We start from the raw sequence: 25,178 nt of genomic DNA, 5'->3' as shown, positions 1-25,178 counted from the left end.
TCAAATTATGACCGTGTAGTCTTTAGCGCAGCTGCGGCGGCAGTAGAGAGTGCCGACGTCAGCCGATCAATGACCACTGAATCCAGGTTCCAGCAATGCCAGTACAGGTTGACTGGCAGCGTCACCTGCGGCGCCAGGTTGACCAGCGCGCCGTTGGCCAGCAAGCCCTGCACCTGCAGCTCTGGCACCACGCTTGCGCCCCAGCCCGCCAGCACGGCGCGCACCTGGCCCTCGGAGCTGGGCACAAAGCGCTGGCTGAGCGCGACCCGGCGCAGGCCGCAGGCGCGGCTGACGAAATCGGTTTGCAGATCGTCCTTGCGGTTGAAGGCAATGAAGGGGATGCTGCGAAAGTTGTGCGGCGTGAGCCCCTGCGGGCAGTGCGCGCTGGCGTAGGCCGGGCTGGCCACCGCCACGTAGTGCATGACACCCAGCGGCATCACCTTGCAGCCGCGCAGTGCTTGCTTGAGCGTGGTCACGCAGCCCAGCACCTGGCCTTCGCGCAGCCACTCGTGCGTGAAATCCTGGTCATCGGTGATGATCTCCAGCGGCAGGCCGCCCGCCACCATCTCACCCAGCGCCGGCAGCGCCCAGGTGGCAATGCTGTCGGCGTTGATGGCGATGGAAATGCGGTCGTCTTCGCGCAGCGCGCCGGTGCCAGGGGTCAAGTCTTGGAGATCGGTTTCCAGGTCGGCGCGCAGCAGGCGCATCTGCATCGCGTGTTTGATCAGCAGGCGCCCGGCGGATGTGGGTTTGATGGGCCGGCTGCGCACCAGGAGCACGGTGCCGACCTGGGCCTCCAGCGCGCGCAGGCGCTGCGACACGGCAGACTGGGTAACGGACAGGCGCAGCGCCGCGCGCTCGAAGCCGCCTTCTTCGACGATGGCCGCCAGGCACTCCAACGCGTCGGAATCAAAGGTTCTCATAGTTCATGTCCGCCAAGCTGTTTGAGGGGCCTTCCCCGTTGCTCATTAGTTTACCTAATGTTTCCCGGCGTCGAAAATGCAGAAAAAGGGGGCTCTACAGCGCGGTGGCAACGGCCGCATTTGGGCGCCTTTTCCAACTTATGGCCTAATACTGCCTTTGCAAACTCGTCAGGACCGTTAAAAATGGGCAACAGAATCGTCACCGAAGCAGACCGTAAAGCCACTCCACGTCCCGCAACCCTTCCAGGTTTCACGCTGCCCACCGGCGGCCGCGGCCAAAAGGTGAGCCTGGAGCGCGGCGTCTCTACACGCAGCAAGAAGAACCCCGGCAAGCGCTCTAAAAAAGGCGGCTGATCGGGCTCTGGAGCTAGGCCCTGTGGGCCAGCTCCAAGCATTCCCGTAGTGCCCGTGTCGCCCTGGCAATCTGTGGCGACCTTCGCGTAATCGCAAAAAACTGGCAGTCGTATCTGAACACCGCCGGGTCGACGGCGCGCATCTGGCCTCCGCGTACAAAACTGTCTGCGTAGTGGTCGGGCAAAAAGCCCAGAAATTTCCCCGACAGAATCAGTGTTGCGATGGCCTCCTGGTCAAAGCCCGTTGCCTTGCGCGTGAGCCGCACCTGCTGGCTGATCTCCATATTCGGCGAGTGGTAGCCCAGGCCGGCAAACTGGTGGGCGCGCAGGCCATCCCAATCCTTGGGTTGCTTGGCCGCCGTCGCAGCAAACAGTGGATGCGCGCGGCCGCAGTACAGAAACATCACCTCGTCAAACAACAGCGTGTACGCAAGCAGGTCCGAACTGCGGTGGCCGGGGATGATGCCGATCTGGTACTGCCCGTCCAGCACACCGCGCTCGATGGCCGTCAGTGTGGCCACGTGCAGGTTCAGCGCCACATCGGGCGCCTGCTCCGTAAACATGGCAATGGCCTCGGCGATATGGGCTTGGGGGTTGCTGGCCGTCTTGTCAAACATCGCCACATGCAATTGCCCGCCCATGCGCTCGTGGATCTCGTCTACGCCGCTGCGAAAGGCATCGGTCGCAGCCAGCAGCGCCGTGGTCTGGGCATAGATCTTCTGGCCCTCCGGCGTTAGCGCAAAACCGGCTCGGCCGCGGCGGCACAGCGTCAGGCCCAGGCGGGTCTCCAGGTCCTTGATGTGGCGGCTGACGGTGGACGTGCCGATATTCAACTCCAGCTCGGCCGCCGCCATGCCTCCACAATCGACCACCGCGCGGAACACGCGCAACAGGCGCAAGTCCATGTCGCTGATCTGGCCGAGCACAGCCTTCTTCTTAACTTGCATAAAATAGCAACTAAATAGTGATAACTGTGACTTCATAAGAGTAACAGAGCGGAACACAATGGTCTACTGACCACAGCAGAAAGATCACCGCCATGAAGCTCAACGACGCCACGCCATCGACCGCCGTCACCAGCACCAGCGCCTTCCCCGGCGATGCGGCGTGGATGGAAGCGCACTGGATGCCCTACACCGGCAACCGCAACTTCAAGGCAAGCGCGTCCAATGGTGCGCGCATGATGGTCAGCGCCAAGGGCGCCTACTACACCGACAGCCACGGCCGGAAGATATTGGACGGCCTCTCTGGGCTGTGGTGTTGCGGACTAGGGCACGGCCGGGCCGAAATTACCGATGCGGTCAGCCGCCAGATCGGCACGCTGGACTATTCACCTGCCTTCCAGTTCGGCCACCCGCTGTCGTTTGAGTTGGCCAACAAGATCCGCGAACTCACGCCCGACGGGCTGGACTACGTGTTCTTCACCGGTTCTGGCTCCGAGTCGGCCGACACCTCGCTGAAGATGGCGCGTGCCTACTGGCGCGCCAAAGGCATGGGCACCAAGACGCGCCTAATCGGACGCGAAAAGGGCTACCACGGCGTCAACTTCGGCGGCATCTCGGTCGGGGGCATTGTGGGCAACCGCAAGGTCTTTGGCCAGGGCATCGAGGCCGATCACTTGCCTCACACCCAGCCCGCGGCAGGGTCGTTCTACAAGGGCATGCCGCCCACGGGAGTCGAGTTGGCCGACGAGTTGCTGAAGCTGATCGCGCTGCACGATGCGTCCAATATCGCGGCCGTCATCGTGGAGCCCATGTCCGGCTCGGCCGGGGTTGTGATCCCGCCCGTGGGCTACCTGCAGCGCCTGCGCGAGATCTGCACCGCCAACAACATCCTGCTGATATTTGACGAAGTCATCACCGGCTTTGGCCGCATGGGCGCCTACACCGGTGCGGCGGCGTTTGGCGTGACGCCCGACATCATGAACGTGGCCAAGCAGATCACCAACGGCAGCCAACCGCTGGGTGCGGTGGTCGCCAAGAAGGACATCTACGACACCTTTATGGCCCAGGGCGGCCCGGACTACATGCTGGAGTTTCCGCATGGCTACACCTACTCCGCCCACCCCGTGGCCTGCGCGGCTGGCATCGCAGCGCTGGATGTGTTGGTCAAGGAAAACATGGTCGAGCGTGTGGCGTCGCTGGCACCGTATTTTGAGCAAGCCGTGCACAGCTTGAAAGGCGCCAAGCATGTGGCGGACATCCGCAACTACGGGCTGGCCGCTGGCATCACGATAGCGGCAGTGCCCGGCGAGCCCGCCAAGCGGCCCTACGAAATCGCCATGCGCTGCCTGGAAAAAGGTTTCTACGTGCGTTACGGTGGCGACACCATCCAGCTGGCACCACCCTTCATCATCGAGAAGGCCGAGATCGACAGCCTGGTGAATGCACTAGGCGAGGCGCTGAACGCCACAGCCTGAATTTTGCTCCTGTTTTCATAGCTGCTTGCGCTCTATCCACGAGGGCTGCAGCCCAATTCAATATATAGAACTCTGGAAAACCCATGTCCCAACTCCCCACCATAGGCCATCTGATCGACGGCAAGCTGACCGACGGCAACGCCGACGCGCGTTCACAAAGCGTCTACAACCCCGCCACGGGCAAAGCCGAAAAACGCCTGTTGCTGGCCGATAAGACCACGGTAGAGCAGGCCATTGCGTCCGCCCAAGCGGCCTTCCCCGCCTGGCGCAACACGCCGCCGTTGAAGCGCGCCCGCGTCATGGGCAACCTCAAGGTCCTGCTGGAAAAGCATGCCGAGGAAATCTGCGCACTGATCACCGCCGAACACGGCAAGGTGCTGAGCGACGCCGCTGGCGAACTGCAGCGCGGCATTGAAAACGTGGAATACGCCAGCTACGCGCCCGAGCTGCTCAAGGGCGAGCACAGCAAAAACGTTGGCCCCGCCATCGACTCCTGGAGCGAATTCCAGCCGCTGGGTGTGGCCGCTGGCATCACGCCGTTCAACTTCCCGGCCATGGTGCCGCTGTGGATGTGGCCCATGGCCGTGGCCTGCGGCAACACCTTCATCCTCAAGCCCTCCGAGCGCGACCCCAGCAGCACGCTGCGCATCGCGCAACTGGCACTCGATGCTGGCCTGCCACCGGGTGTGTTGAACGTCGTCAACGGCGACAAGGAAGCGGTGGACACACTGCTAACCGACCCGCGCATCAAGGCCGTGAGCTTCGTAGGCTCCACGCTGATCGCCGAATACATCTACGCCGAAGGCTGCAAGCACGGCAAGCGTGTACAAGCCCTGGGCGGCGCCAAGAACCACGCCGTCGTCATGCCCGACGCCGACATCGCCAACGCGGTCAATGCGCTGATGGGCGCGGCCTATGGCTCGTGCGGCGAACGCTGCATGGCCATCCCGCTGGTCGTGGCGGTGGGCGATGCCACTGCCGATGCAGTCGTTGCGGCGCTGAAGGTCGAGATTGCAAAAATGCAGGTCGGCCCCGGCACCGATGCCAAGAGCGACATGGGCCCGCTAGTCACCAAGCCGCATTTCGAGAAGGTCAAGGGTTACGTGGACCAGGGCGTGAAGGAAGGCGCCACGCTGGTCGTCGACGGCCGCGGCGTCAGCGTCAGCGGCCATGAAGACGGCTACTTTCTCGGCCCCTGCCTGTTCGACCACGTCAAGCCCGGCATGGTGATTTACCAGGAAGAAATTTTCGGCCCGGTGCTGGGCGTGGTGCGCGTGAAGACCCTGCAAGAAGCCATGGACCTGATCGACGCCCACGAATACGGCAACGGCACCTGCATCTTCACGCGTGATGGCGAGGCTGCGCGTTACTTCAGCGACAACATTTTGGTCGGCATGGTCGGCGTCAACGTGCCGCTGCCCGTGCCCGTGGCCTACCACTCGTTTGGCGGCTGGAAGCGTTCACTGTTTGGCGATTTACACGCCTATGGGCCGGATGCTGTGCGCTTCTATACCAAGCGCAAGACGATCACCCAGCGCTGGCCGAGTGCGGGTGTGCGTGAGGGGACGGTGTTTGCGTTTCCTAGCAGCCGCTAATTAAACCGCATCATCCCACGGCGGCTTTCAGGCCGCCTGTTCGTGCTCCTGCTTCGCATTCCAGCTGACACACCAAGCCGCAAACGTATGTGCAGCAATCGGCTTGCTCATGAAGTACCCCTGCGCCTCGTCGCACTCCAGGGCCTTGAGCTTTTCCCAGATCAGCGCGTTCTCAACCCCCTCTGCCACCACGGTCAGGCCCAGGTTGTGGGCCAGGTCTACGGTGGAGCGCACGATCTTGGCGTCGTCCTCGTCGGTCTCCATGTTCATGACGAAAGACTTGTCGATCTTCAGCTCGTCCACCGGCAGGCTCTTCAAATAGGCCAGTGACGAATAACCGGTGCCGAAATCGTCGATCGACAGCTTGAAGCCGCGTTGCGACAGCAGGTTCAGCGTGCTCTGGGCGCGCTGCGGGTCGTCCATGATGGCGCTCTCGGTGATCTCCAGGCAGAAGACGCTGGCCGGTAGCTGGTACTGGGCCAGTACCGCATCGAGCCGGGCGGGAAATTCCAGGTCCAGCAGGTCGCGGGTGGACAGGTTGATGGCCAGCTTGAAGTCGGCACCCAAACCGCCCAGCGTTTGGCTGATGCGGGCGGATTCTTCAAACATCCACATCGTCAACTGCCGTACAAAGCCGGTTTGCTCCGCAAAGGGAATGAACTCCAGCGGCGGCACCAGGCCGCGCTGTGGGTGCTGCCAGCGCACCAAGGCTTCGGCCGCCACAACCCGGCCCGAAGCCAAGCCGATCTTGGGTTGCAAAAACAGGCGCAACTCGCCCTGGGCCACGGCGTTGCGCAGCTCCGACAACATGGACAGTGTTTCGCTGCTCGACGAGTCCAGCGACGCATCGTAGACCTGCATCAGCGTGGTGCGCGATTTGGCCGCGTACATGGCCACCTCGGCACGTGAAAGCAGGGCGTCCACATCTTGCGCATGCTGCGGGAAGCAGGCAATGCCCATACTGGCGCTCATGTCCACGGTCTGCTCTTCAAAGGCCAGCGGGAGTTCAAACGATTTGGCAATGCGCTGGGCCACGGCAACGGCGATATTGGCATCGCTGCCGGTCAGCATCACGGCAAACTCATCGCCGCCCAGCCGGGCTACCATGTCGCTGGCGCGCATTTCTTGCTGCGTCAGCCGCTTGGCCACTGCGATCAGCAATTGGTCGCCGAAGGAGTAGCCCAGCACGTCGTTGACGTGTTTGAAGCGGTCAATGTCCAGCATCAGGATGGCCATGTTTTTGCCGGGTTCGCCGTTGTCCGCACTCGCCGCCTGGATTTGCTCTTGCACTGCTTCGCGAAAGCGCGCGCGGTTGGGCAGACCGGTCAGGCGGTCCCAGTAAGCCAGTGTGCGGATCTCATTTTGCTGCGCGCCGATGCTGATGCGCATCGTGTCAAAAGCTTTCGCCAGGCCGCCGATTTCGTCGTGCCGGTCGGTGTGCTGCATGGGCATGTCGTACTGGCCGCGCCCCAGAATTTCGGTGGCGTGGACCAGCGAGCGCAGCGGTGTCGTCACGCGCCGTGCGGCAAAAACGCTGCCAATGGCAAACAGCACCACGCCCAGGCCGGTGATCCAGGCCAGCGCCACCTGGGCCTGTCTGAATGGCGCGACAACATCATTGACCGACCGGAATAGCAGCGTGCGCACGCTGCCAAACGAGCCGGCGTCCAGCTTGACGCTGCGGGCGATCAGGCGGTCGTCGTCCATCGGCAGCTCGGCCAGGTCCTGTGAAGAGGCTTCCAGCGCGCGCAGGGCGCCCACCGGCAAGGTCGTGGACACGACATGGCGGCCTTCACCCGGGGTTTCGCTGATAAGGGCCAGGTGCATTTCCGAGATGGCACGCATGTCGTCTAGCAACTTCTGGTTGATCGGAAAGCCCATCAGTACCCAACCCACGATGACAGGTGCGCGCACCGGCACCAGTACAAACTGGTAGGGCGTGCGACCCAGCAGCGCAACCTGGCTGCCGTGGACATCGCGCGCGGCAGGGTTGGTCAGGCGGCTGAGTACACCTTGAAGTTGCGTGCCGTCCTGGCCTTCACCGACGGCGCGCAGGCCCATGTTGGTGTCCATCAGGGCGGTGACAGTGGCGTTGATGCGGGCGCCGTTGTTCTCCAGCGCCGAGCGGATCGTGGCCTCATCCTGCGTGCTGATGGCTGCGCGAAAACCGTAGTCGGCGGCCAGGACCATGGCCCCCTGCGTCAATGTTTGTGCGTTCTGGTCCAGCAGGCGGCGCCATACCCGTTCGCCCACGAGCAATTCCTGGTCTACCTGCTGTTTGGCGCTCTGCTCAATGCTGATGCGCACCACGCTGAACACCGCGGCCTGCACGATCAGCAGCAGCACAAGTGACAGGAAGACGATCCGGGAGGACAGGCCCCAGTAGTCCGGCCGCCACTCAATTTTGTTCACGGTACGACACCCGCCAGGCGGTAGTTCAGGTTGGTATCGCCGCTACCCACCGTTAGCGCTTGCTCGGCGGCTGGCGCGCCCACTGCGAGACCCGGGTGCCAGACGCGCAGGCGGTAGTTGCCCGCCGGTACATCCCGCATGACGGCTGCGCCTTTGGCATCACCCAGCGCGAAAAAAGGTGTCTCCACGATGACAACCCAGGCGCTCATGTTGTCGTGGATGTTGCAGCCCAGCACCGCAATGCCGGGCTTGTCGAACACGACCGGGCTGGTCGCGGTGCCGGTGTAGAGCTTGAGTTCAAACGTCTTTGTGGGCGAGAACGAGTACACGTGGTGGCGCACGGTGTCGCGGTTCGGAAAGCTGACCGCGGAGCCTACCGGCACGATCAACACGCGGGGGGTGAACTGTTTGCTTACCTGCGCGATCTCGGCGCCGCTTACCGGTTTGGCCAATTGCTTGGCCTGGGCCGATTCCAAAAACACCACGCCTTCGGGCAGTGGCTTGCCTGTCGGATCTTGCAGTTGCACCGACACCGTAGCGGCCTGCGCCAGGGTCACCACCAGGGACCCGATCAACAACAGCAGAAACCGCAGGTTCAATGGCATGTCGGGATATGTGTGAGCGGAAAAGTCCAGTGTATAGCGCTTGTCAGAAAATCAACCGCGCGCGCAGGGAAAGCATACCCGCACTATTGCCATGCACATGGTTGCCGATTGCTGTCGCGTTGCATCCAAGCCCGGCATATACCGGCTGAGAGGTTGGGGCATAGCCTTGGGCTTATGATTTGGCTGTGGCTATGCCATCGCTTTCTTTGATTGCCTGAGGATTTCATGCTGCACCACCGCCCCGCGCGTTCCCCGCCGTTAGCATTTGTCTTTGCGCTGGGGGTGGCTATGGGCAGCCCTTCGGCGGTGCTGGCACAGCAAGGCGTTTCTCCCATCGCGGACACCGCTGCAACCTCATCGCTGTACCAGCACCTCGGCGGTAAAGACGGCATCAAGCTTTTGGTAAACGACCTGGTCGACCGCTTGCGTGCCGACAAGGCCATAGGCCCCATGTTCACCAACATCAAGCCCGCCTACCTGAAGGAGCAACTCACCGACCAGCTGTGCCGCGTCAGCGGCGGCCCCTGCGTGTACGAGGGCGAGGAGATGAAGAAGTCGCATGCTGACCTGAAGATCGGCACCGGCGAGTTCAATTTGCTGGTGGAAATTTTGCAAGACTGCATGGACGCGCGCCAGATCCCGTTTGGCGTGCAAAACCAGTTGCTGGCCCGCCTGGCGCCCATGCACCGCGACATCATCACCGCCAGCCCCGCGGCCAACCGCCAAGGCAAGCTGCTGCTGACCGGCGGTGTCAGCAGTGTGGACGGTGCGGCCGGCGGTGGCCTGACGCCGTGGGCCACGATCGGCAGCTACGCCAGCGACCAGGCCACTGGCTTCACCGCCCACGCGACCCGGGTCGCGACCAACGACTACGGCCTGAACACCTACGGGCTGGCAGTGGGCATACGCAACCGTTGGGAAGTGTCCTTGGCCCGTCAGTCCTTCGACACCGGGGTCACCGGGCCCGGGCTCGGCATACCCGGCCTGCAGTTGACCCAAGACATTCTGGGTGCCAAGTGGCGCGTCGCAGGCGATGCCATTCTGGACAGCGATACCTGGCAGCCCCAGGTGGCTGTCGGGGTGCAGTTCAAGTCGCTGCAATCCAGCGGGCTCGATGCCACACTATCTGCGCTGGGCGCCAAGAAGACTGGCACCGATGTGTATGTCAGCGCCACCAAGCTGTTTCTGGCCACGGGCATTCTGGTCAACGGCACGCTGCGCGCGACCAACGCCAACCAAAACGGACTGCTGGGCTTTGGCGGCACCTTGGGCGGCGCGCGCGACCAGTATCAGCTGATGCCCGAACTGTCCGTGGCGTGGCTTGCCAACCGCAACTTGGCCGTCGGCATGGAATACCGGCGCATGCCCAACAACCTCCAAGACCCAGGCGTCGCCGCGGGGCTGGGCGATGGCTTGCGCGCCCAGGATTGGAAGGATGTGTTCGTGGCCTGGGCACCGAACAAAACAGCATCGGTGACGCTGGCCTATGTGGACCTGGGTGTCATCGTGCCCGCCACCACCGGCAACCGCACGCAGACCGGTGCCTACCTGTCGGTGCAACTTGCGTTTTGACCGTTCCAACGTACCAAGCAGCGGAGCTGGGGTGAGCGCCAAAGTGAGGTAAAGGAGGAGCCCGCATAGCGGGCGGGGGACACGAACGGCGGCGCTTACCCCAGTTCTGTTGCGGACGCATACCGAACCGCGTCTCGGCAGATGAACGGTAGGGCCGGCGATAATCCAGACCACATGGCACTTATTACCTTACTTGACGCCCAGCTGGCATTCGGGCACGTCCCGCTTCTCGATCACGCTGACTTTTCCCTCGAAACCCAAGAGCGGGTGGGCCTGATCGGCCGCAACGGCGCCGGCAAATCCTCCATGCTCAAAATCCTGGGCGGCATGGAGCGCCCTGACGATGGCACCTTGCAGGTCCAAACCGGCACCCGTATCTCGTACGTGGCGCAAGAACCTATTCTGGACGGCGACGCTACGGTTTTTGCATCTGTCCGTTCAGGTTTGGAGCGGGTCATAGCCCTGATTGAAGAATACTGCCTGGGCCACGGCGACCTCGATGCGATGCAAAGCGAGATCGAAACCCTGGACGGCTGGAACTGGGAGCAGCGGGTCAACGAAACCCTGCAGCGGCTGCACCTGAACCCCGAAGCGATCATCAACACGCTGTCCGGCGGTACCAAGAAGCGCGTGGCCCTGGCCCAGGCGCTGGTGGCCCAGCCCGACGTGCTGCTGCTGGATGAGCCAACCAACCACCTGGATCTGGACTCCATCGAGTGGCTGGAAGGCCTCCTGGTGGACTTTAAAGGTTCCATCATCACCATCACCCACGACCGATCCTTTTTGGACAACGTGGCGACCCGCATTGTGGAACTGGACCGTGGCAAGCTGATGAGCTACCCCGGAAATTTTGCGGCCTACCTGGTACAGAAGGAAGAACAGCTGGCGCAAGAGGCGGTCATCAACGCCAAGGCCGACAAGCTGCTGGCGCAAGAAGAAGTGTGGATTCGCAAGGGCGTGGAAGCCCGCCGCACCCGCGCCACCGCCCGCATCGTGCGCCTAGACGAGCTGCGCAGCAAACGCGAAGCGCGCCGCGACGTCGTCGGCAGCGTCAACATGGACGTGAACACTGGCGACAAGAGCGGCAAGTTGGTGGCCGAACTGACCCACGTCAGCAAGACCTTTGGCGACCGCAAGATCGTCGACGACTTCACAGCCACCATCTTGCGTGGCGACAAGATTGGCCTGCTGGGCCCGAACGGTGCCGGCAAGACGACGCTGCTCAAACTCATTCTGGGCGACCACAAGGCCGACCCCGCGCCCGCCAATTCCCCCAAGCCAGAACCCGGCCACAGCCCTTGGGGCACGGTGCGCCAGGGTGCGAACATCACCGTGGCCTACTTCGACCAGATGCGCAACGCGCTGGACCTGGATTCCACGCTGGAAGACTTCATCAGCCCCGGCAGCGAGTGGATCGAGATCGGCAACCAGAAGAAACACCGCAAGAGTTACCTGGGCGACTTTTTGTTCTCGCCCGCGCGTGCAACTTCGCCGGTTCGCTCTTTGAGCGGCGGCGAACGCAACCGCCTGCTGCTGGCGCGCCTGTTCGCCCGCCCCGCCAATGTGCTGGTGCTGGACGAGCCGACCAACGACCTGGACATCGACACGCTGGAGCTGCTGGAAGACCTGCTGCAAAATTACGACGGCACCGTGTTCCTTGTCAGCCATGACCGTACCTTTTTGGACAACGTCGTCACCAGCACGATTGCGTACGAGGGTGACGCGAAATGGCGCGAATACGAAGGCGGCGTCAGCGACTGGCTGATCCAGACCAAGCGCGCCAACGCTATCAATGCGGCCCAAGGCAAAACCACGGCCAAGCCCTTTAACTATGAGCGTGAGCAGCTACAAAAGCAGGAGCAAGCTACGGCAGCCGTGTCCGCTGCTGCGCCGGTTGCACCACCGCCCGCCAAGGCGAAAAAACTCAGCTTCAAAGAGCAGCGCGAACTGGACGGTCTGCCCGACCTGATCGCCGCGCTGGAAGCCGAGCAGGTGGAAATCAACGAAGCGCTGGCCGACGGCAGCCTGTACGCCGTGGACAACGTGCGCGCGATGAAGCTGGCCACGCGCAACGCGCAGATCGATGATGAATTGATGGCTGCGCTGGAGCGCTGGGAAACCCTGGGCGACGGCCCGAAGAGTTGACGCCCCGCCGGGGGCCTGCCTAGGCGGGCGGGTTCGGCGTGGTGTACAGCTTCTGACACCGCTCACAGAAAAAGCTGCGCCTACGGGTTTTGCCCAAATGCGCCTTGGTAAGGGGTATGTCGCAGCGTGGGCAGATGCGTTTGGTGTGCGCCAGCCAATGGGCTTTCAGCACAAAGGCCTTTTTCCATGCCAGGAATTCAAAGCTGTATTTGCGCGCCTGCTCCACCAGTTCGCGCAGCTTGGCTGCGGGTAGTGCGCCCACCGTCGACGAGGGGTGTACGCGGATGCGGAACAACACCTCGTTCTTGATGATGTTGCCCACGCCCGAAAACACATCTTGCGCCAGCAGCGCATCGCAGACCAGGGTGTCCGGCATGGCCCGCAGTTGCGCGCGCGCGAACTTTGGGTCCCACTGGTCTGACATCACGTCCACACGCCAGTCGTACTGCGCATCCAGATCAGCATCCAGTTGGCGCACCGAGCAGGTGTAGAAATTCAGCTCTTCGCCGCCGTCAAATTCCAGGCTCAACCGCGGCTCGGCGTCTTTGCGTTCGTTGATGCGGTAGGTGCCAAACATCAGCATGTGGATGCGCAGGGCCAGTGTGGGCAACTGGATCAGGAAGTGTTTGCCCCAGGTGCGCAACGCGACAATTTGCTGGCCCGCCAGGCTGTCCATATCCACCGCCTTGGTGTTGCCGTGGGCACGCACGATGGTCTTGCCGGCGAAACCAGCAGCCTGTTCGCGCAGGATGACGAGGGAAGGTCCTTCGGGCACGCACTACTCCTGTTGGTGACTCCGTCGGGACGACGGATCAAGCGTGCATTCTGGGCGGCTGGTGCGTTCCCGTGTGTTGGGCAGCGCACCAACGTCCGATGACTGCAGTGTTTTGTCCTGCTACACCACGCCTTGGTCGCGCAGGCGGTCGATGGCCGCCGTGTCCAGGCCCAGCCCGGCCAGCACCGCGTCGGTGTGCTCGCCCAGCGCTGGCGGAGCGTTGCGCAGCACTGGCGGCGTGTCGGCCAGTCGCAGGGGGCTCGCCACAGATGCTATTGATTCAATAGCTGGTTGCGCACGTCCGGCGAGGGCTATAGCCTGATTGATCTTAAGCCCCCGGGCTACAACCTGGGCATCGGCAAAGGCCTCGTCGATGGCGTTGATGGGGCCGCACGGCACGGCTTTGTGTTCCAGCAGCGCCACCCACTGGGCCGTGGTGCGCGTGCGGGTGACGGCCTCTATCTGCGGGACCAGGTTGTCGCGGTTGGCCACGCGCAAGGTGTTGGTGGCATAGCGAGCATCCTGTGCCCACTCCATGTGTCCGGCGGCTTCGCAGAAGCGCGCGAACTGGCCATCGTTGCCCACGGCCAGCAGCATGGCGCCGTCCAGCGTCGGCAATGACTGGTAGGGCACCAGGCTGGGGTGGCTGTTGCCCTGGCGTACGGGCACCTTGCCGGTGTTCAGAAAGCCTGCCGCCTGGTTGGCCAGTATCGTCATGCCGACATCCAGCAAGGCCATGTCGATGTACTGGCCCACGCCAGTGCGGTGGCGCACCTCGATGGCCGCCAGAATCGCGCTGCAGGCATACACGCCGGTGAACAGATCGGTCAGCGCCACACCCACCCGCAGCGGCCCACCGCCGGGCGTGCCCGGCGGGTTGCCGGTGATGCTCATCATGCCGCTCATGGCCTGGATCATCAGGTCATAACCGGCGCGCTCGGCATACGGGCCGTCCTGGCCGAAGCCGGTGATGGAGCAGTAGACCAGGCGCGGGTTGATGGTTTTTAGGCTTTCATAGTCCAGCCCGTACTTGGCCAGGCCGCCGACCTTGAAGTTTTCTACGAGCACATCACTCTGCACCGCCATCTGGCGTATCAGTGCTTGGCCTTCGGGTTTGGCCATGTCGATGGTGACGGAGCGTTTGTTGCGGTTGCAGGCGGTGAAGTAGGTGGCGTGGGCGGTGTCCTTGCCTTCACTGTCCTGCAGGAATGGGGGGCCCCAGTGGCGGGTGTCGTCGCCATCGCCGGGTTTTTCGACCTTGATGACGTCGGCGCCGAGGTCGGCCAGCATTTGGGTGCACCAGGGGCCGGCAAGGACTCTGGAGAGGTCTAGGACTTTGATGTGGGGGAGGGCTGAGGGTTTTTCTTGGGTCATGGTGGATTCTGATTGGGTAACTTGGGGATTTGCTTTATGGGGTTGCTTCCTCACACCCCCCCCTCTCTCCCCCCGCCCTCTCTCGCCCCCGCCGGGGCGAAAGAGGGAGCCTAACAGCCATATTTGGCCGCGTGTGTAAACGAAGGGAGTGCACGCGCCGTGTGGCGTTGAGTCAACGCACTCTGGCGTGCCAACTCCAACAAGAGCGTGTACGTCCCACCTTAAGAAACAAGGCCACATATGGCTGTTGGCTCCCCTTTCCGCCCTGGCGAGGGTGGAAAGGGGCGGGGGGATAGGGGGTGGTGTGAGGAAGTAAAAACCAAAGCACCGCCTCCGAATCTCTACCCCACCCCGCTGGGTCCCAAGCAAGCGACAACAAAAGAATCAGAACGCCGCAATCCCCGTCTGCGCGCGCCCCAAGATCAGCGCATGGATATCGTGCGTCCCTTCATAGGTATTCACAACCTCCAGGTTCACCAAATGCCGAGCAACCCCAAACTCGTCCGAAATCCCGTTGCCACCCATCATGTCCCGCGCCAAGCGCGCAATATCCAGTGACTTCCCACACGAGTTCCGCTTCAAAATAGAAGTGATCTCCACAGATGCCGTCCCCTCATCCTTCATCCGCCCCAGCCGCAGGCACCCCTGCAGGCCCAGCGCAATTTCCGTCTGCATGTCCGCCAGCTTTTTCTGGATCAACTGGTTGGCCGCCAGCGGTTTGCCAAATTGCTTGCGGTCCATCGTGTACTGGCGGGCGCGTAGCCAGCAGTCTTCGGCCGCGCCCAGTGCGCCCCAGGCGATACCGTAGCGCGCAGAGTTGAGGCAAGTGAATGGACCCTTCAAGCCGCGCACCTCCGGGAACGCGTTTTCCTCCGGGCAAAACACGCCGTCCATGACGATCTCGCCGGTGATGGAGGCACGCAGGCCGACCTTGCCGTGGATCGCGGGCGCGCTCAAGCCGGCCATGCCTTTTTCCAGCACAAAACCGCGGATCGGTCCGACCTGGCCGCCCTCGGATACTTCCTTGGCCCAGACCACAAACACATCCGCAATCGGGCTGTTGCTGATCCACATCTTGCTGCCGCTCAACTTGTAGCCGCCCGCCACCTTGTGCGCGCGCGTGGCCATGGAGCCGGGGTCGGAACCGTGGTCGGGTTCGGTCAGGCCAAAGCAGCCAATCCACTCGCCGGTCGCCAGCTTGGGCAAGTACTTTTGACGCTGTGCCTCGGTGCCAAATTCAAAAATCGGCACCATGACCAGACTGCTTTGCACACTCATCATCGAGCGGTAGCCGCTGTCGACACGCTCCACTTCGCGGGCGATCAGGCCGTAGGACACGTAGTTCAGGCCGGGGCCGCCATATTGTTCGGGGATGGTGGGGCCCAGCAGGCCGAGTGCGCCCATCTCGCGGAAGATGGCGGGGTCTGTCGTGCCTTCGCGGAAAGCCTGGGTCACGCGGGGCAGCAGCTTGTCCTGGCAATAAGCAGCTGCGGCGTCGCGCACCATGCGTTCGTCATCGCTGAGCTGGCTGTCCAGCAAAAAAGGGTCTTGCCAGTTGAAGGATGCGTGGGCCATGGGGATATCTCCGTAACGGTTAGGGCAGTTTGGAGAGCATGGTAGCCCCGATGCCGCTGGGCGACAAACGAATGTTTGGCACCCAGATGTGCGTTCGGCGCACATCTGGGCCATCATCACGAGCTGGTCGTTATTAGAAACTTGGCCAACATCTGGTCCAGGGTCAGTTGTGCAACCGTTTCGCACAGGCTGTTCATGCCCTGCCAGGCATTGGCCGCATAGTCACCCGCCAGGAATTCCTTGCCGCGGAACGTGACGCGGGTCTCCAAAATGTCCTTGCCAGCCATGAAACCAAACATGACACGTGCGCCTGGCGGGCGTTGGCGGTATTTGATGACGACCATTTCAGCTGTCTCGCTGTCAGAAACGGTGTAGCCCTTAACCGCGGCCTTGGTGGCATAGGTTTGCTCAATCAGGGGCGAGACCTTTTCGTTGACCTCGCAGTCACCACAGTCCCATCGGACGACCAGTTTGGGGACTTGGTTGTTCGCCAAACTGGCCTTGGCTTCCTTGGGCGTGCTGGCTTGTGGTTCGGCAGACGGCTCGGCGGTGGGGCTCGTCTGCTCGGGAGCGCTTGTTGGTGCGGCCGGTGCTGGCGGAGTTTGTGCGCTGGCGATTGTCAGTTGCGCTAGCAGTAGCACCGCAGCACACAGGGAAGAAATGTATTTTGTTGTGATCATGGAGCCTCCGAGGGTCGTTGAAAAGACCTACATTCTCACCACTTCGGGCGGCGTGACCGCCGCTGGCCTCTTGCCAGGGCCGTTTAAAGCCGTTTGACCTTCTCGGCCTCGACCATGCCGGGTATGCCGTCGAGCTGCAATACCAGCTCGCCCCTGCGCAGAATCACATGTTTGACCGACTCGGTGCGGTTGGCATAGATCACTCGGTCGCCAGGCTTGTACTGCGGCAGGCTGGGCGGCGCCACGTAGACCGGACGGGTTTTCTGCGACTGCTGCTGACTGGCGACCGAGGGCTTGAGTTTGCTGGCAATGCCGGGGTGCAGCGGCGCCAATTGCTCCAGCGCCGTGCGCACGGCGGATCGCATGGCGTCGGCAGTGAAGGGCTTGGCCAGTAAAAACAGGGCGCCGGCTTCGTCCGCCTCTTGTTGGTAGACGGGGGTGGCAGCCTGCGACAGCAGCGCAAGGGAGCAACCGGGGCTCGACTTCTGGATGGTCTGGTGCAGCGCGATGCCGGTCATCGATTCCTTGGCAAAAGCGTCCGAAATCAGCAGGTCGGGCTTTAGTGACGCGGCCATTTCCGCCGCTGCGTGCGGGTTGGACGCAGTTTTGATGCCAGCCGCATCGAACCCATAGCCCATGAGCAATTGTTGCGTGAAGGTCTGCAACGCAGGACTGGGATCGGAGATCAGAAAGCTGACGGCGGACATGGGTGCTACCAAAAAAACGGGTGGAATTTCCGCTGTGAGTGCGCATTTTAGGGTGTGTATCCCATGGCCTGTCTTACATAAGGGCAACGTCGACAAGGCTGTGCGCGGGCGCATTCGGGGTAGCTACACTGGCCGCACCATGCGACGCAAGATTCCGGCTACCCACACGCTGCTGTGCTTCGAGGCCGCTGCCCGGCACGAGAGTTACACCCGCGCAGCACAGGAGCTGGCGCTGACCCAGAGCGCAGTCTCGCGCCAGGTGGCTGCGTTGGAGGAATATCTGGGTCAACCGTTGTTCACCCGCACACGCCACGGCGTGGTGCTGACGCCGCGTGGCCGTGAGTACGCCGCCCAGGTAACCGAGCGCCTGTTGGCACTGGAGCGTGACACGCTGAACGCCATGTCCACCCAGGGCACCCAAGGTGCTATTCACCTGGCGGCGGTACCTACATTTGCCACCCGATGGCTGATCCCGCGCCTGCCCCACCTGCAGGCGCTGCACCCGGACATCGTTGTGCACATCGAGACCCGCACCCGCCCCTTTCTGTTTGCCGATACCGGATTCGATGCCGCGCTGTATGCTGGCACTGCCGAGCAGGTGGCCAACTGGGCCGGCACGCAGGCCACGCTGCTGGTCAACGAAGAGGTGGTGCCGGTTTGCGCCCCCGGCCTGATAGGGCCCGCCGTGCAAACCGTCAGCCCCGAGGCGGTTGCCGAGCTGCCGCTGCTGCAGCAAAGCACGCGGCCCTTTGGCTGGAGCCAGTGGTTTGACGCCCAAGGCGTGACCGCACCGCACGCACTGTCCGGCCCGCGCTATGAATTGTTTTCTATGACCGCCACTGCGGCCATCCACGGCCTCGGCGTGGCACTGGTGCCGCGCCTGCTGATCGAGGCCGAGCTGGCGCGCGGCGATCTGGTCGTGGCCTGCGACCAGCCGCTACGGGGTGAACGGGCGTATTACCTGGTTGCGCCACTGCGCGGTGACGAACCGCAAGCCGTTATGCACTTTCGGCATTGGCTTGTCGGGTCAACCACAGGGTAAAATTTGGGTCTGCGCAGCCTTTTTGCTTTAGCTGACACCGCAGCCAGTTGTGCCATTTGTCTGTCACCAAATGGGACAAGTCTTTTAACCGTCCACCTTTGCTTTCCATGAAAACTTTTGCCTTAGCCGTGTCCGGCTGCCGTTCCGCGTTCGTCAAATTTGCGCTGTGTCTCCTTCCTTTCATGGCGTTGTCGGCGCCGGCCTCGGCCGTGTCGCTCAGTCTGGGTTCGATTTCCAATCCCCAGATCCCTGATGGCACGCTCACCGGCATCAGCAACGTTGGCATCATTGGCTCGACCTTGGGCTTCAACCTGACCCTGGCCAATATCGGCGCTCCTGCGCAGGTCTTTTTGGCCGCCTATGTGCCCGCCGGCACACTGGGCCTGACCGCAAATACCTGGTTCTGTTTCACTACGGACGGTTGGCAGCCCCTGGTGGGCTCCAACTACGTGCCCTTTATGACGGGTGTGGCGGGTGGCACCACATTGAACCTGTCGTTGCTGAAGAATGTGGACTTCAACTCCTTGCCCAAGGCCGAGGTCTATGTCGGCTACGGAACATCGGTGCAAGAAATGATTGCATCCGCGCGCTACAAAGGCGTGATGGCCATTCGCTAAACGCAGCCGCCCGACGCGGGCGGGTAATGGGCCTGTGCAGCGGCCCCACCCCGCGCCAACCAGTCACCACGGATAAACCCCTAGATACAGACTGGCATCACACTTGCTAGCATCCGGTGAAGATCCTGACTAAACGGTCAGATTTCACCACAGGAGTGCTAGCGTGTCCACCTATCCCCAACCCGATGTTCGCGCTGGCCGCCTGGTCGCTAGCGACTACGCCCAGCGCTTTGCGGACGCCACGCCCCGCCTGACCCGCACGCAAGCCCTGCTGGAGGCCGAGCGCTGCCTCTACTGCTATGACGCGCCTTGCGCCACAGCCTGCCCCACCAGCATCGACGTACCGTCTTTCATCAAGCGCATTGCCGATGACAACCTACGCGGCTCAGCGCGCACCATTTTGGAATCCAATCCGCTGGGGGGCATGTGCGCCCGGGTCTGCCCCACCGAGAACCTGTGCGAGGCCGTGTGTGTGCGCAACACGCAAGAAGACCGCCCGGTCGCCATCGGCCGCCTGCAGCGCCATGCCGTCGATGCGCTGATGGAAAGTGCCAAACCGCAGATCTTCACGCGCGAACCCGCCACCGGCAAAAAGATTGCCGTGGTCGGCGCCGGCCCCGCCGGCCTGGCCTGTGCCTACACGCTGGCGCGCAAGGGCCACGACGTGGTGGTGTTCGACGCCAAACCCAAGCCCGGTGGCCTGAACGAATACGGCCTGGCCAGCTACAAGACGCCCAACAACTTCGCGCAGCGTGAGGTGCAATGGCTGCTAGACATTGGCGGCATCACCGTCCAAAACAACTGGCGGCTGGAGACCACGGCCCAGCTGGCTGCCCTGCGAAAGGACTATGAAGCCGTGTTCCTGGGCATGGGCCTGGCCACTACCCATGCGTTGGGTGTGCCCGGCGAGACCTTGCAAGGCGTGCAAGATGCCGTGGACTTTATTGCCACGCTGCGCCAAACGCCCGACCTGTCCACCTTGCCCGTGGGTCGCCGCGTCGTGGTTATTGGCGGTGGCATGACCGCGGTGGATGCGGCCGTGCAAAGCAAACTGCTGGGCGCCAAGGTAGTGCATATGGTGTACCGCCGAGGGCGCGAATCGATGTCCGCCTCCAAGGTTGAGCAGGAATGGGCGCAGACCAATGGCGTGGTGCTGCACCAGTGGCTGGCGCCGGTTGATATTCTGGGCCTTGATGGTTGCGTGACAGGCGTGCGTTTTGCCGACCAGGCCATGGTGGACGGCAAGCTGCAGCCCACCGGCCGTGAGATCATGTTTGAAGCGGACACTGTGCTCAAGGCCATTGGGCAGAAACTGGGGAACCCGGTACTCGCGGAGGCAGGCTTTGCATTAGACGGCGGCCGCATGGCCACGGATGCGGTCGGCACGACCAACCTGAGCGGCGTGTGGGCTGGCGGCGACTGCCGTGCCGGCGGGTTGGACCTGACGGTCGAGGCCGTGGAGCATGGCAAGCAATCAGCAAACGCCATCCATGCCTACCTGAACGCGTGATCGCCCCGAACCTGGAGAAGACTATGTACCCCCAAGCTCACATTCGTTCACTGCCCCCCAAGGGGGCGCGTGCCTCCTTAGAGGCGGCTCGTCAGGAGGCATGATCATGGCCAATCTCGCTACCAATTTCGTCGGCATCCAAAGCCCCAACCCTTTCTGGCTGGCATCCGCCCCGCCTACCGATAAGGCCTACAACGTCAACCGCGCGTTTGAAGCCGGCTGGGGCGGCGTGGTCTGGAAGACGCTGGGCGAGGCCGGGCCGCCGGTCGTCAACGTCAACGGCCCGCGCTACGGCGCACTGCTGACGCCCGACCGCCGCCTGATGGGCTTCAACAACATCGAGCTGATCACCGACCGCGACCTGGAACTGAACCTGCGCGAGATCACGGAGGTCAAACGCAACTGGCCCGACCGCGCCATGATCGTGTCCTTGATGGTGCCCTGCGAAGAGCAGTCGTGGAGAAACATTCTGGCGCGGCTCGTGGATACCGGCGCCGACGGCATCGAGCTCAACTTCGGTTGCCCGCACGGCATGAGCGAGCGTGGCATGGGCGCGGCGGTGGGGCAGGTGCCAGAGTACATCGAGATGGTCACCGCGTGGTGCAAGCAGTACAGCCGGCTTCCCGTCATCGTCAAACTGACCCCCAACATCACCGACGTGCGCATGCCCGCCCGTGCCGCCAAAAAGGGTGGCGCCGACGCGGTGAGCCTGATCAACACCATCAACTCCATCATGGGCGTGGACCCGTACACGCTCAAGATGTCGCCCAACACGGGTGGCATGGGCAGCCACGGCGGCTATTGCGGCCCGGCCGTCAAACCCATCGCATTGAATATGGTGGCCGAGATCGCGCGCGATCCGCAGACCGCCGGGCTGCCCATCAGCGGCATCGGCGGCATTGGCAACTGGCGCGACGCGCTGGACTTCATCGCGCTGGGCTCGGGCACCGTGCAGGTTTGCACTGCCGCCATGGTCTACGGCTTCAAGATCGTGCAGGAGATGAGCGACGGTTTGTCCAATTACATGGACGAGATGGGTTTCACCAGTGTGAGCGAAATCGTTGGCAAAGCCGTGCCCACCGTCACCAACTGGCAGTACCTGAACCTGAACCACATCAGCAAGGCTGTCATCGACCAGGACAGCTGCATCCAGTGCGGGCGCTGCCATATTGCCTGCGAAGACACATCGCACCAGGCCATCACCAATATGAAGGACGGGATACGCTTCTTCGAAGTCAAGGAAGACGAATGTGTGGGCTGCAACTTGTGCGTGACCGTGTGCCCGGTGCCAGAATGCATCACACTGCGCGATTTGGCACCCGGTGAAAAGGACTTGCGCACCGGGCTGGTTGTGAGCGATAAATACGCCAACTGGACGACGCATGCGAACAACCCGATGCGCGGAGCCCCCACAGCTTAGGGGCTTAAGCAAAATCGGCCTCTAGCCCCCGAATGCACTGCGTATACCGCTATCAATTTAGGAGTAGATATATGAACCCCCACACTCACATATGTTCGTTGCCCCCCGAGGGGGCGCGTGCCACCTTTGAGGCGGCTCGGCAGGAGGCACTATGACAACTCTCTTTATCCGTGGCGGCACCGTCGTCAATGCCGACCGGGCTAGTCTGGCCGATGTGATCACCCAAGACGGCAAGATCACTGCCGTTGGCGAAAACCTGAGCGCCCCTGCCGGTGCCACGGTGGTGGACGCCGGCGGCCAGTATGTGATGCCCGGCGGCATAGACCCCCACACCCACATGCAGCTGCCGTTCATGGGCACCGTCACCATGGACGATTTCTACACCGGCACCGCGGCTGGGCTGGCCGGTGGCACCACCAGCATCATCGACTTCGTCATCCCCGACCCGCAAGAGAACATTCTGGATGCCTACCGCAAGTGGTGCGGTTGGGCCGAGAAGTCGGCGGGCGATTATTCCTTCCACGTCGCCATCACCTGGTGGAGCGAGCAGGTCCGCCAGGACATGGGCACGCTGGTGCAACACGAGGGTGTCAACAGCTTCAAACACTTCATGGCTTACAAAAACGCCATCATGTGCGACGACGAAACCTTGGTGAACAGCTTCAAGCGTTGTATGGAGCTGGGTGCCATGCCCACCGTGCATGCCGAAAACGGTGAGCTGGTCTACCTTCTGCAAAAGACCGTGGCCGACATGGGCATCAAAGGCCCAGAAGGCCACCCGCTATCCCGCCCGCCGATGGTGGAGGCCGAAGCCGCCAACCGCGCCATCGCCATTGCCGATGTGTTGAACGTGCCCATCTACGTGGTGCATGTGAGCTGCATCGAAGCGGCCGAGGCCATCGCCCGCGCCCGCGCGCGCGGCCAGCGTGTCTATGGCGAGGTGTTGGCCGGCCACCTGGTCATAGACGACAGCGTCTACCGCCACCCCGACTTTGCCACCGCCGCCGCGCACGTGATGAGCCCGCCGTTTCGCCCCAAGGGCAACCAGGAATTTCTGTGGCGTGGCCTGCAAAGCGGCAACCTGCACACCACGGCCACTGACCACTGCACCTTCTGCGCCGCGCAAAAGGCTGCGGGCAAGGACGACTTCAGCAAAATTCCCAACGGCTGCGGTGGTGTCGAAGAGCGTCTCGCCGTGGTCTGGGACGAGGGAGTCAACACCGGGCGGCTGACACCATCCGAGTTTGTGGCTGTCACCTCCACCAATACCGCCAAGCTGTTCAACATTTACCCGCAAAAAGGCAGTGTCAGCGTGGGTGCCGACGCCGACCTGGTGGTGTGGGACCCGGCGGGTACGAAGACTCTGTCGGTCAAAACGCAATTCAGCAAAGGCGACTTCAACATATTCGAAGGCCGTACCGTCAAGGGTATTCCCAGCCACACCATCAGCCAGGGCGAGCTGGTGTTTGTGCAGGGCGATCTGCGGGCCGTGCAGGGCAAGGGCCGCTACATCAAGCGCCCGGCGTTTGGCTCGAACTTTGCGGCGACCAAGCTGCGCGCAGCAACCCTGGCCCCCACCGCGGTCAAGCGGTGAAGCAAACGGTAGAGGAATCACCACCATGAGCAGCAAAACCAACGTCCCCATTGAAGTCGATACCGACGGCGATACCCATTTCGACACCCACATCGACACCGTTCTGGACATCTCCAACATCCACATCAACGGCGACCGCCTGTGGGCATCGCTGATGGAGCTGGCCAAGATTGGCGCCACGCCCAAGGGAGGTGTCTGCCGCCTCACCTTGACCGATCTGGACAAACAGGGCCGTGACCTGGTGCTGCGCTGGGCCGAGGAGGCAGGTATGAGCATCACCATCGACAAGATCGGCAACGGCTTCATGCGCCGCGCCGGCCGCAACAACAGCCTGCCGCCCATCATGACCGGCAGCCATATCGACACCCAGCCCACTGGCGGCAAATTTGACGGCAACTACGGCGTGTTGGCGGGGCTGGAAGTGGTGCGCACGCTCAACGATTTGTGCATCGAGACCGAAGCACCGATCGAGGTCGCCTTCTGGACGAACGAAGAAGGCTCGCGCTTTGTGCCGGTGATGATGGGATCGGGCGTGTTTGCCAAGGCCTTCACGCTGGAGCACGCGTATGCGGCGACGGACACCGAAGGCAAGACTGTCAAAGGCGAGCTGGAGCGCATAGGCTACGTCGGTACGCAAGAGCCTGGCGACCACCCAATCGGCGCGTATTTTGAGACGCACATCGAACAAGGCCCGGTGCTGGAGGACAACGACAAGACGATTGGCGTGGTCAGCGGCGTGCTGGGCATTCGCTGGTTTGATTGCACCGTGACCGGCATGGAAGCCCACGCCGGCCCGACCCCCATGGCGCTGCGCAAGGATGCGATGCTGGCTGCCACACACATCATGCAAGACGTGGTGGCCGCAGCGCATCGCCACCCACCACACGGCCGCGGCACCGTCGGCATGGTGCAGGTCTTCCCCAACAGCCGCAACGTGATTCCGGGCAGCGTGAAATTCAGCATCGACCTGCGCAACGCCACCGACGCGCTGGTGGATCAAATGGCCGACGAGGTCAAAGCCTTCGCCGCCAAGGTGGGCAAGGAACACCGCGTGGACGTGAAGATCGAATTGGTGTCCAGCTACTCGGCCATTGCCTTCCACCCCGACTGCGTGGACGCCGTAGGTCGCGCCGCCAAGAAGCTCGGCTACAGCCATATGCCCGCTGTGTCAGGTGCTGGCCACGACGCCGTCTACATGGCCAAGCTGGCGCCAGCGGGCATGATCTTCATCCCCTGCAAGGATGGCATCAGCCACAACGAGATTGAGGATGCGAAGCCCGAACACATTACGGCGGGGTGCAATGTGTTGTTGCATGCGATGTTGGAGCGGGCTGGGGTGGTGTGACGAATGGGGGTCGACCCAAGCATTGCATTTGCCATCGCCAAGCGCATTGATCCTACAAGAAGAAGTAATGTCCAAGTTAGACGAGAAGCTCAACGTGCTGTTCATCTGCAGCAGAAACCAATGGCGCAGTCCGACAGCGGAACGACTGTGGCGCAAGCACCCAACAGTCTCGGCCCGTTCTGCGGGGACCAGCCCCAATGCCCGTCACACCGTGTCCGTTGAAGACATCCAGTGGGCCAACGTAATCCTGGTCATGGAAGAAAAGCACAAGTCCAGGCTAACGGCAGGGTTCACCCGTCTACTGGACAACAAGCCGATCCATGTCTTGGACATACCAGATGAATACAAATTCATGGACCCAGAATTGGTCGAAATGCTGGAGCAGTCCGTCAACAGTCTTCTGGGGCTTGGGTAAATTCAACGGCTGGATTCCGTTGGTGTCATTCACCTGACGGTTCAGGTTCGGGCCGTTGACTTTCTCGGGCGCTGTTGCCACGAAAAAACTCCTTGCAATA

General features: G+C 62.3%; 21 protein-coding genes. 12 read left to right on the top strand and 9 right to left on the bottom strand.

Translation table 11 applies throughout. The annotated features are described in order from the left end of the window. Positions 1-5 precede the first annotated feature (5 nt). Positions 6-923, bottom strand: coding sequence for a LysR family transcriptional regulator ArgP (locus tag AC097P_RS03365; protein WP_479608941.1), 918 nt, complete (start codon positions 921-923; stop codon positions 6-8). Between the two features lie 183 nt (positions 924-1,106). Between AC097P_RS03365 and AC097P_RS03360 the strand changes: the two genes are divergently transcribed. Further along, the gene (locus tag AC097P_RS03360) at positions 1,107-1,277 is read left to right on the top strand and encodes a hypothetical protein (protein ID WP_479608940.1); all 171 of its coding nucleotides are present in this window, start codon (positions 1,107-1,109) and stop codon (positions 1,275-1,277) included. Between the two features lie 13 nt (positions 1,278-1,290). On the opposite strand, the gene AC097P_RS03355 is transcribed toward AC097P_RS03360, so the two are convergent. After that, positions 1,291-2,223, bottom strand: coding sequence for a LysR family transcriptional regulator (locus tag AC097P_RS03355; RefSeq protein WP_479608939.1), 933 nt, complete (start codon positions 2,221-2,223; stop codon positions 1,291-1,293). A gap of 92 nt (positions 2,224-2,315) precedes the next feature. On the opposite strand from AC097P_RS03355, the gene aptA reads away from it, so the two are divergent. Continuing rightward, the gene (gene aptA, locus AC097P_RS03350; RefSeq protein WP_479608938.1) at positions 2,316-3,695 is read left to right on the top strand and encodes an omega-aminotransferase AptA; all 1,380 of its coding nucleotides are present in this window, start codon (positions 2,316-2,318) and stop codon (positions 3,693-3,695) included. Positions 3,696-3,778: 83 nt separating this feature from the next. Next, positions 3,779-5,290, top strand: a complete 1,512-nt coding sequence (locus AC097P_RS03345; RefSeq protein WP_479608937.1) for a CoA-acylating methylmalonate-semialdehyde dehydrogenase — start codon at positions 3,779-3,781, stop codon at positions 5,288-5,290. Between the two features lie 27 nt (positions 5,291-5,317). Here AC097P_RS03345 and AC097P_RS03340 read toward each other — a convergent pair whose 3' ends face one another. Then, positions 5,318-7,702: a putative bifunctional diguanylate cyclase/phosphodiesterase gene (locus AC097P_RS03340; RefSeq protein ID WP_479608936.1), complete on the bottom strand. Its 2,385-nt coding sequence runs from the start codon at positions 7,700-7,702 to the stop codon at positions 5,318-5,320. Next, complete coding sequence (locus AC097P_RS03335) at positions 7,699-8,307, bottom strand: methylamine utilization protein (RefSeq protein ID WP_479608935.1); 609 nt, start codon at positions 8,305-8,307, stop codon at positions 7,699-7,701. The genes AC097P_RS03340 and AC097P_RS03335 overlap by 4 nt, the downstream gene beginning before the upstream one ends. Positions 8,308-8,532: 225 nt before the next feature. Here AC097P_RS03335 and AC097P_RS03330 point away from each other — a divergent pair, with 225 nt between their 5' ends. Next, positions 8,533-9,879 carry a DUF3034 family protein gene (locus AC097P_RS03330; RefSeq protein ID WP_479608934.1) on the top strand — a complete coding sequence of 449 codons (1,347 nt, stop codon included), beginning with the start codon at positions 8,533-8,535 and terminating at the stop codon, positions 9,877-9,879. A gap of 174 nt (positions 9,880-10,053) precedes the next feature. Further along, positions 10,054-12,024, top strand: a complete 1,971-nt coding sequence (locus tag AC097P_RS03325; RefSeq protein ID WP_479608933.1) for an ATP-binding cassette domain-containing protein — start codon at positions 10,054-10,056, stop codon at positions 12,022-12,024. 19 nt (positions 12,025-12,043) lie between these two features. Here AC097P_RS03325 and AC097P_RS03320 read toward each other — a convergent pair whose 3' ends face one another. The 5 genes from AC097P_RS03320 to AC097P_RS03300 all read right to left on the bottom strand — a co-directional run bounded on the left by AC097P_RS03320 (position 12,044) and on the right by AC097P_RS03300 (position 17,135). After that, positions 12,044-12,799, bottom strand: a complete 756-nt coding sequence (locus tag AC097P_RS03320; RefSeq protein WP_479608932.1) for a DNA-formamidopyrimidine glycosylase family protein — start codon at positions 12,797-12,799, stop codon at positions 12,044-12,046. Positions 12,800-12,919: 120 nt separating this feature from the next. After that, the gene (locus AC097P_RS03315; protein WP_479608931.1) at positions 12,920-14,173 is read right to left on the bottom strand and encodes a CaiB/BaiF CoA transferase family protein; all 1,254 of its coding nucleotides are present in this window, start codon (positions 14,171-14,173) and stop codon (positions 12,920-12,922) included. 384 nt (positions 14,174-14,557) lie between these two features. After that, entirely contained in the window at positions 14,558-15,748 is a 1,191-nt protein-coding gene (locus tag AC097P_RS03310; protein ID WP_479608930.1) for an acyl-CoA dehydrogenase, read from the bottom strand. A 116-nt stretch (positions 15,749-15,864) separates the two neighbouring features. Next, positions 15,865-16,428 (bottom strand): hypothetical protein, encoded by a 564-nt coding sequence (locus tag AC097P_RS03305; RefSeq protein WP_479608929.1) that lies wholly within the window; start codon positions 16,426-16,428, stop codon positions 15,865-15,867. An 83-nt stretch (positions 16,429-16,511) separates the two neighbouring features. Then, positions 16,512-17,135, bottom strand: coding sequence for a response regulator (locus AC097P_RS03300; protein WP_479608928.1), 624 nt, complete (start codon positions 17,133-17,135; stop codon positions 16,512-16,514). Positions 17,136-17,274: 139 nt separating this feature from the next. Here AC097P_RS03300 and AC097P_RS03295 point away from each other — a divergent pair, with 139 nt between their 5' ends. From AC097P_RS03295 to AC097P_RS03265, 7 genes are all read left to right on the top strand, one after another. Next, on the top strand, positions 17,275-18,177 hold the full coding sequence (locus AC097P_RS03295) for a LysR substrate-binding domain-containing protein (protein ID WP_479608927.1): 903 nt from the start codon (positions 17,275-17,277) through the stop codon (positions 18,175-18,177). Between the two features lie 107 nt (positions 18,178-18,284). Beyond that, positions 18,285-18,794 (top strand): hypothetical protein, encoded by a 510-nt coding sequence (locus tag AC097P_RS03290; RefSeq protein WP_479608926.1) that lies wholly within the window; start codon positions 18,285-18,287, stop codon positions 18,792-18,794. Between the two features lie 163 nt (positions 18,795-18,957). Continuing rightward, complete coding sequence (locus tag AC097P_RS03285) at positions 18,958-20,304, top strand: NAD(P)-dependent oxidoreductase (RefSeq protein ID WP_479608925.1); 1,347 nt, start codon at positions 18,958-18,960, stop codon at positions 20,302-20,304. A 106-nt stretch (positions 20,305-20,410) separates the two neighbouring features. Continuing rightward, positions 20,411-21,724, top strand: a complete 1,314-nt coding sequence (gene preA, locus AC097P_RS03280; RefSeq protein WP_479608924.1) for an NAD-dependent dihydropyrimidine dehydrogenase subunit PreA — start codon at positions 20,411-20,413, stop codon at positions 21,722-21,724. Between the two features lie 151 nt (positions 21,725-21,875). Further along, positions 21,876-23,318 carry a dihydropyrimidinase gene (hydA, locus tag AC097P_RS03275; RefSeq protein ID WP_479608923.1) on the top strand — a complete coding sequence of 481 codons (1,443 nt, stop codon included), beginning with the start codon at positions 21,876-21,878 and terminating at the stop codon, positions 23,316-23,318. A 154-nt stretch (positions 23,319-23,472) separates the two neighbouring features. Next, positions 23,473-24,663 carry a Zn-dependent hydrolase gene (locus AC097P_RS03270; RefSeq protein WP_479609463.1) on the top strand — a complete coding sequence of 397 codons (1,191 nt, stop codon included), beginning with the start codon at positions 23,473-23,475 and terminating at the stop codon, positions 24,661-24,663. A 67-nt stretch (positions 24,664-24,730) separates the two neighbouring features. Further along, positions 24,731-25,078, top strand: coding sequence for a low molecular weight protein tyrosine phosphatase family protein (locus AC097P_RS03265; RefSeq protein ID WP_479608922.1), 348 nt, complete (start codon positions 24,731-24,733; stop codon positions 25,076-25,078). Positions 25,079-25,178 lie beyond the last annotated feature (100 nt).

It is taken from the genome of Rhodoferax sp. ZS1R8 (assembly GCF_056521325.1).
The sequence above is the reverse complement of the archived record's forward strand: the minus strand, read 5'-3'. Positions and strand labels throughout refer to the sequence as shown.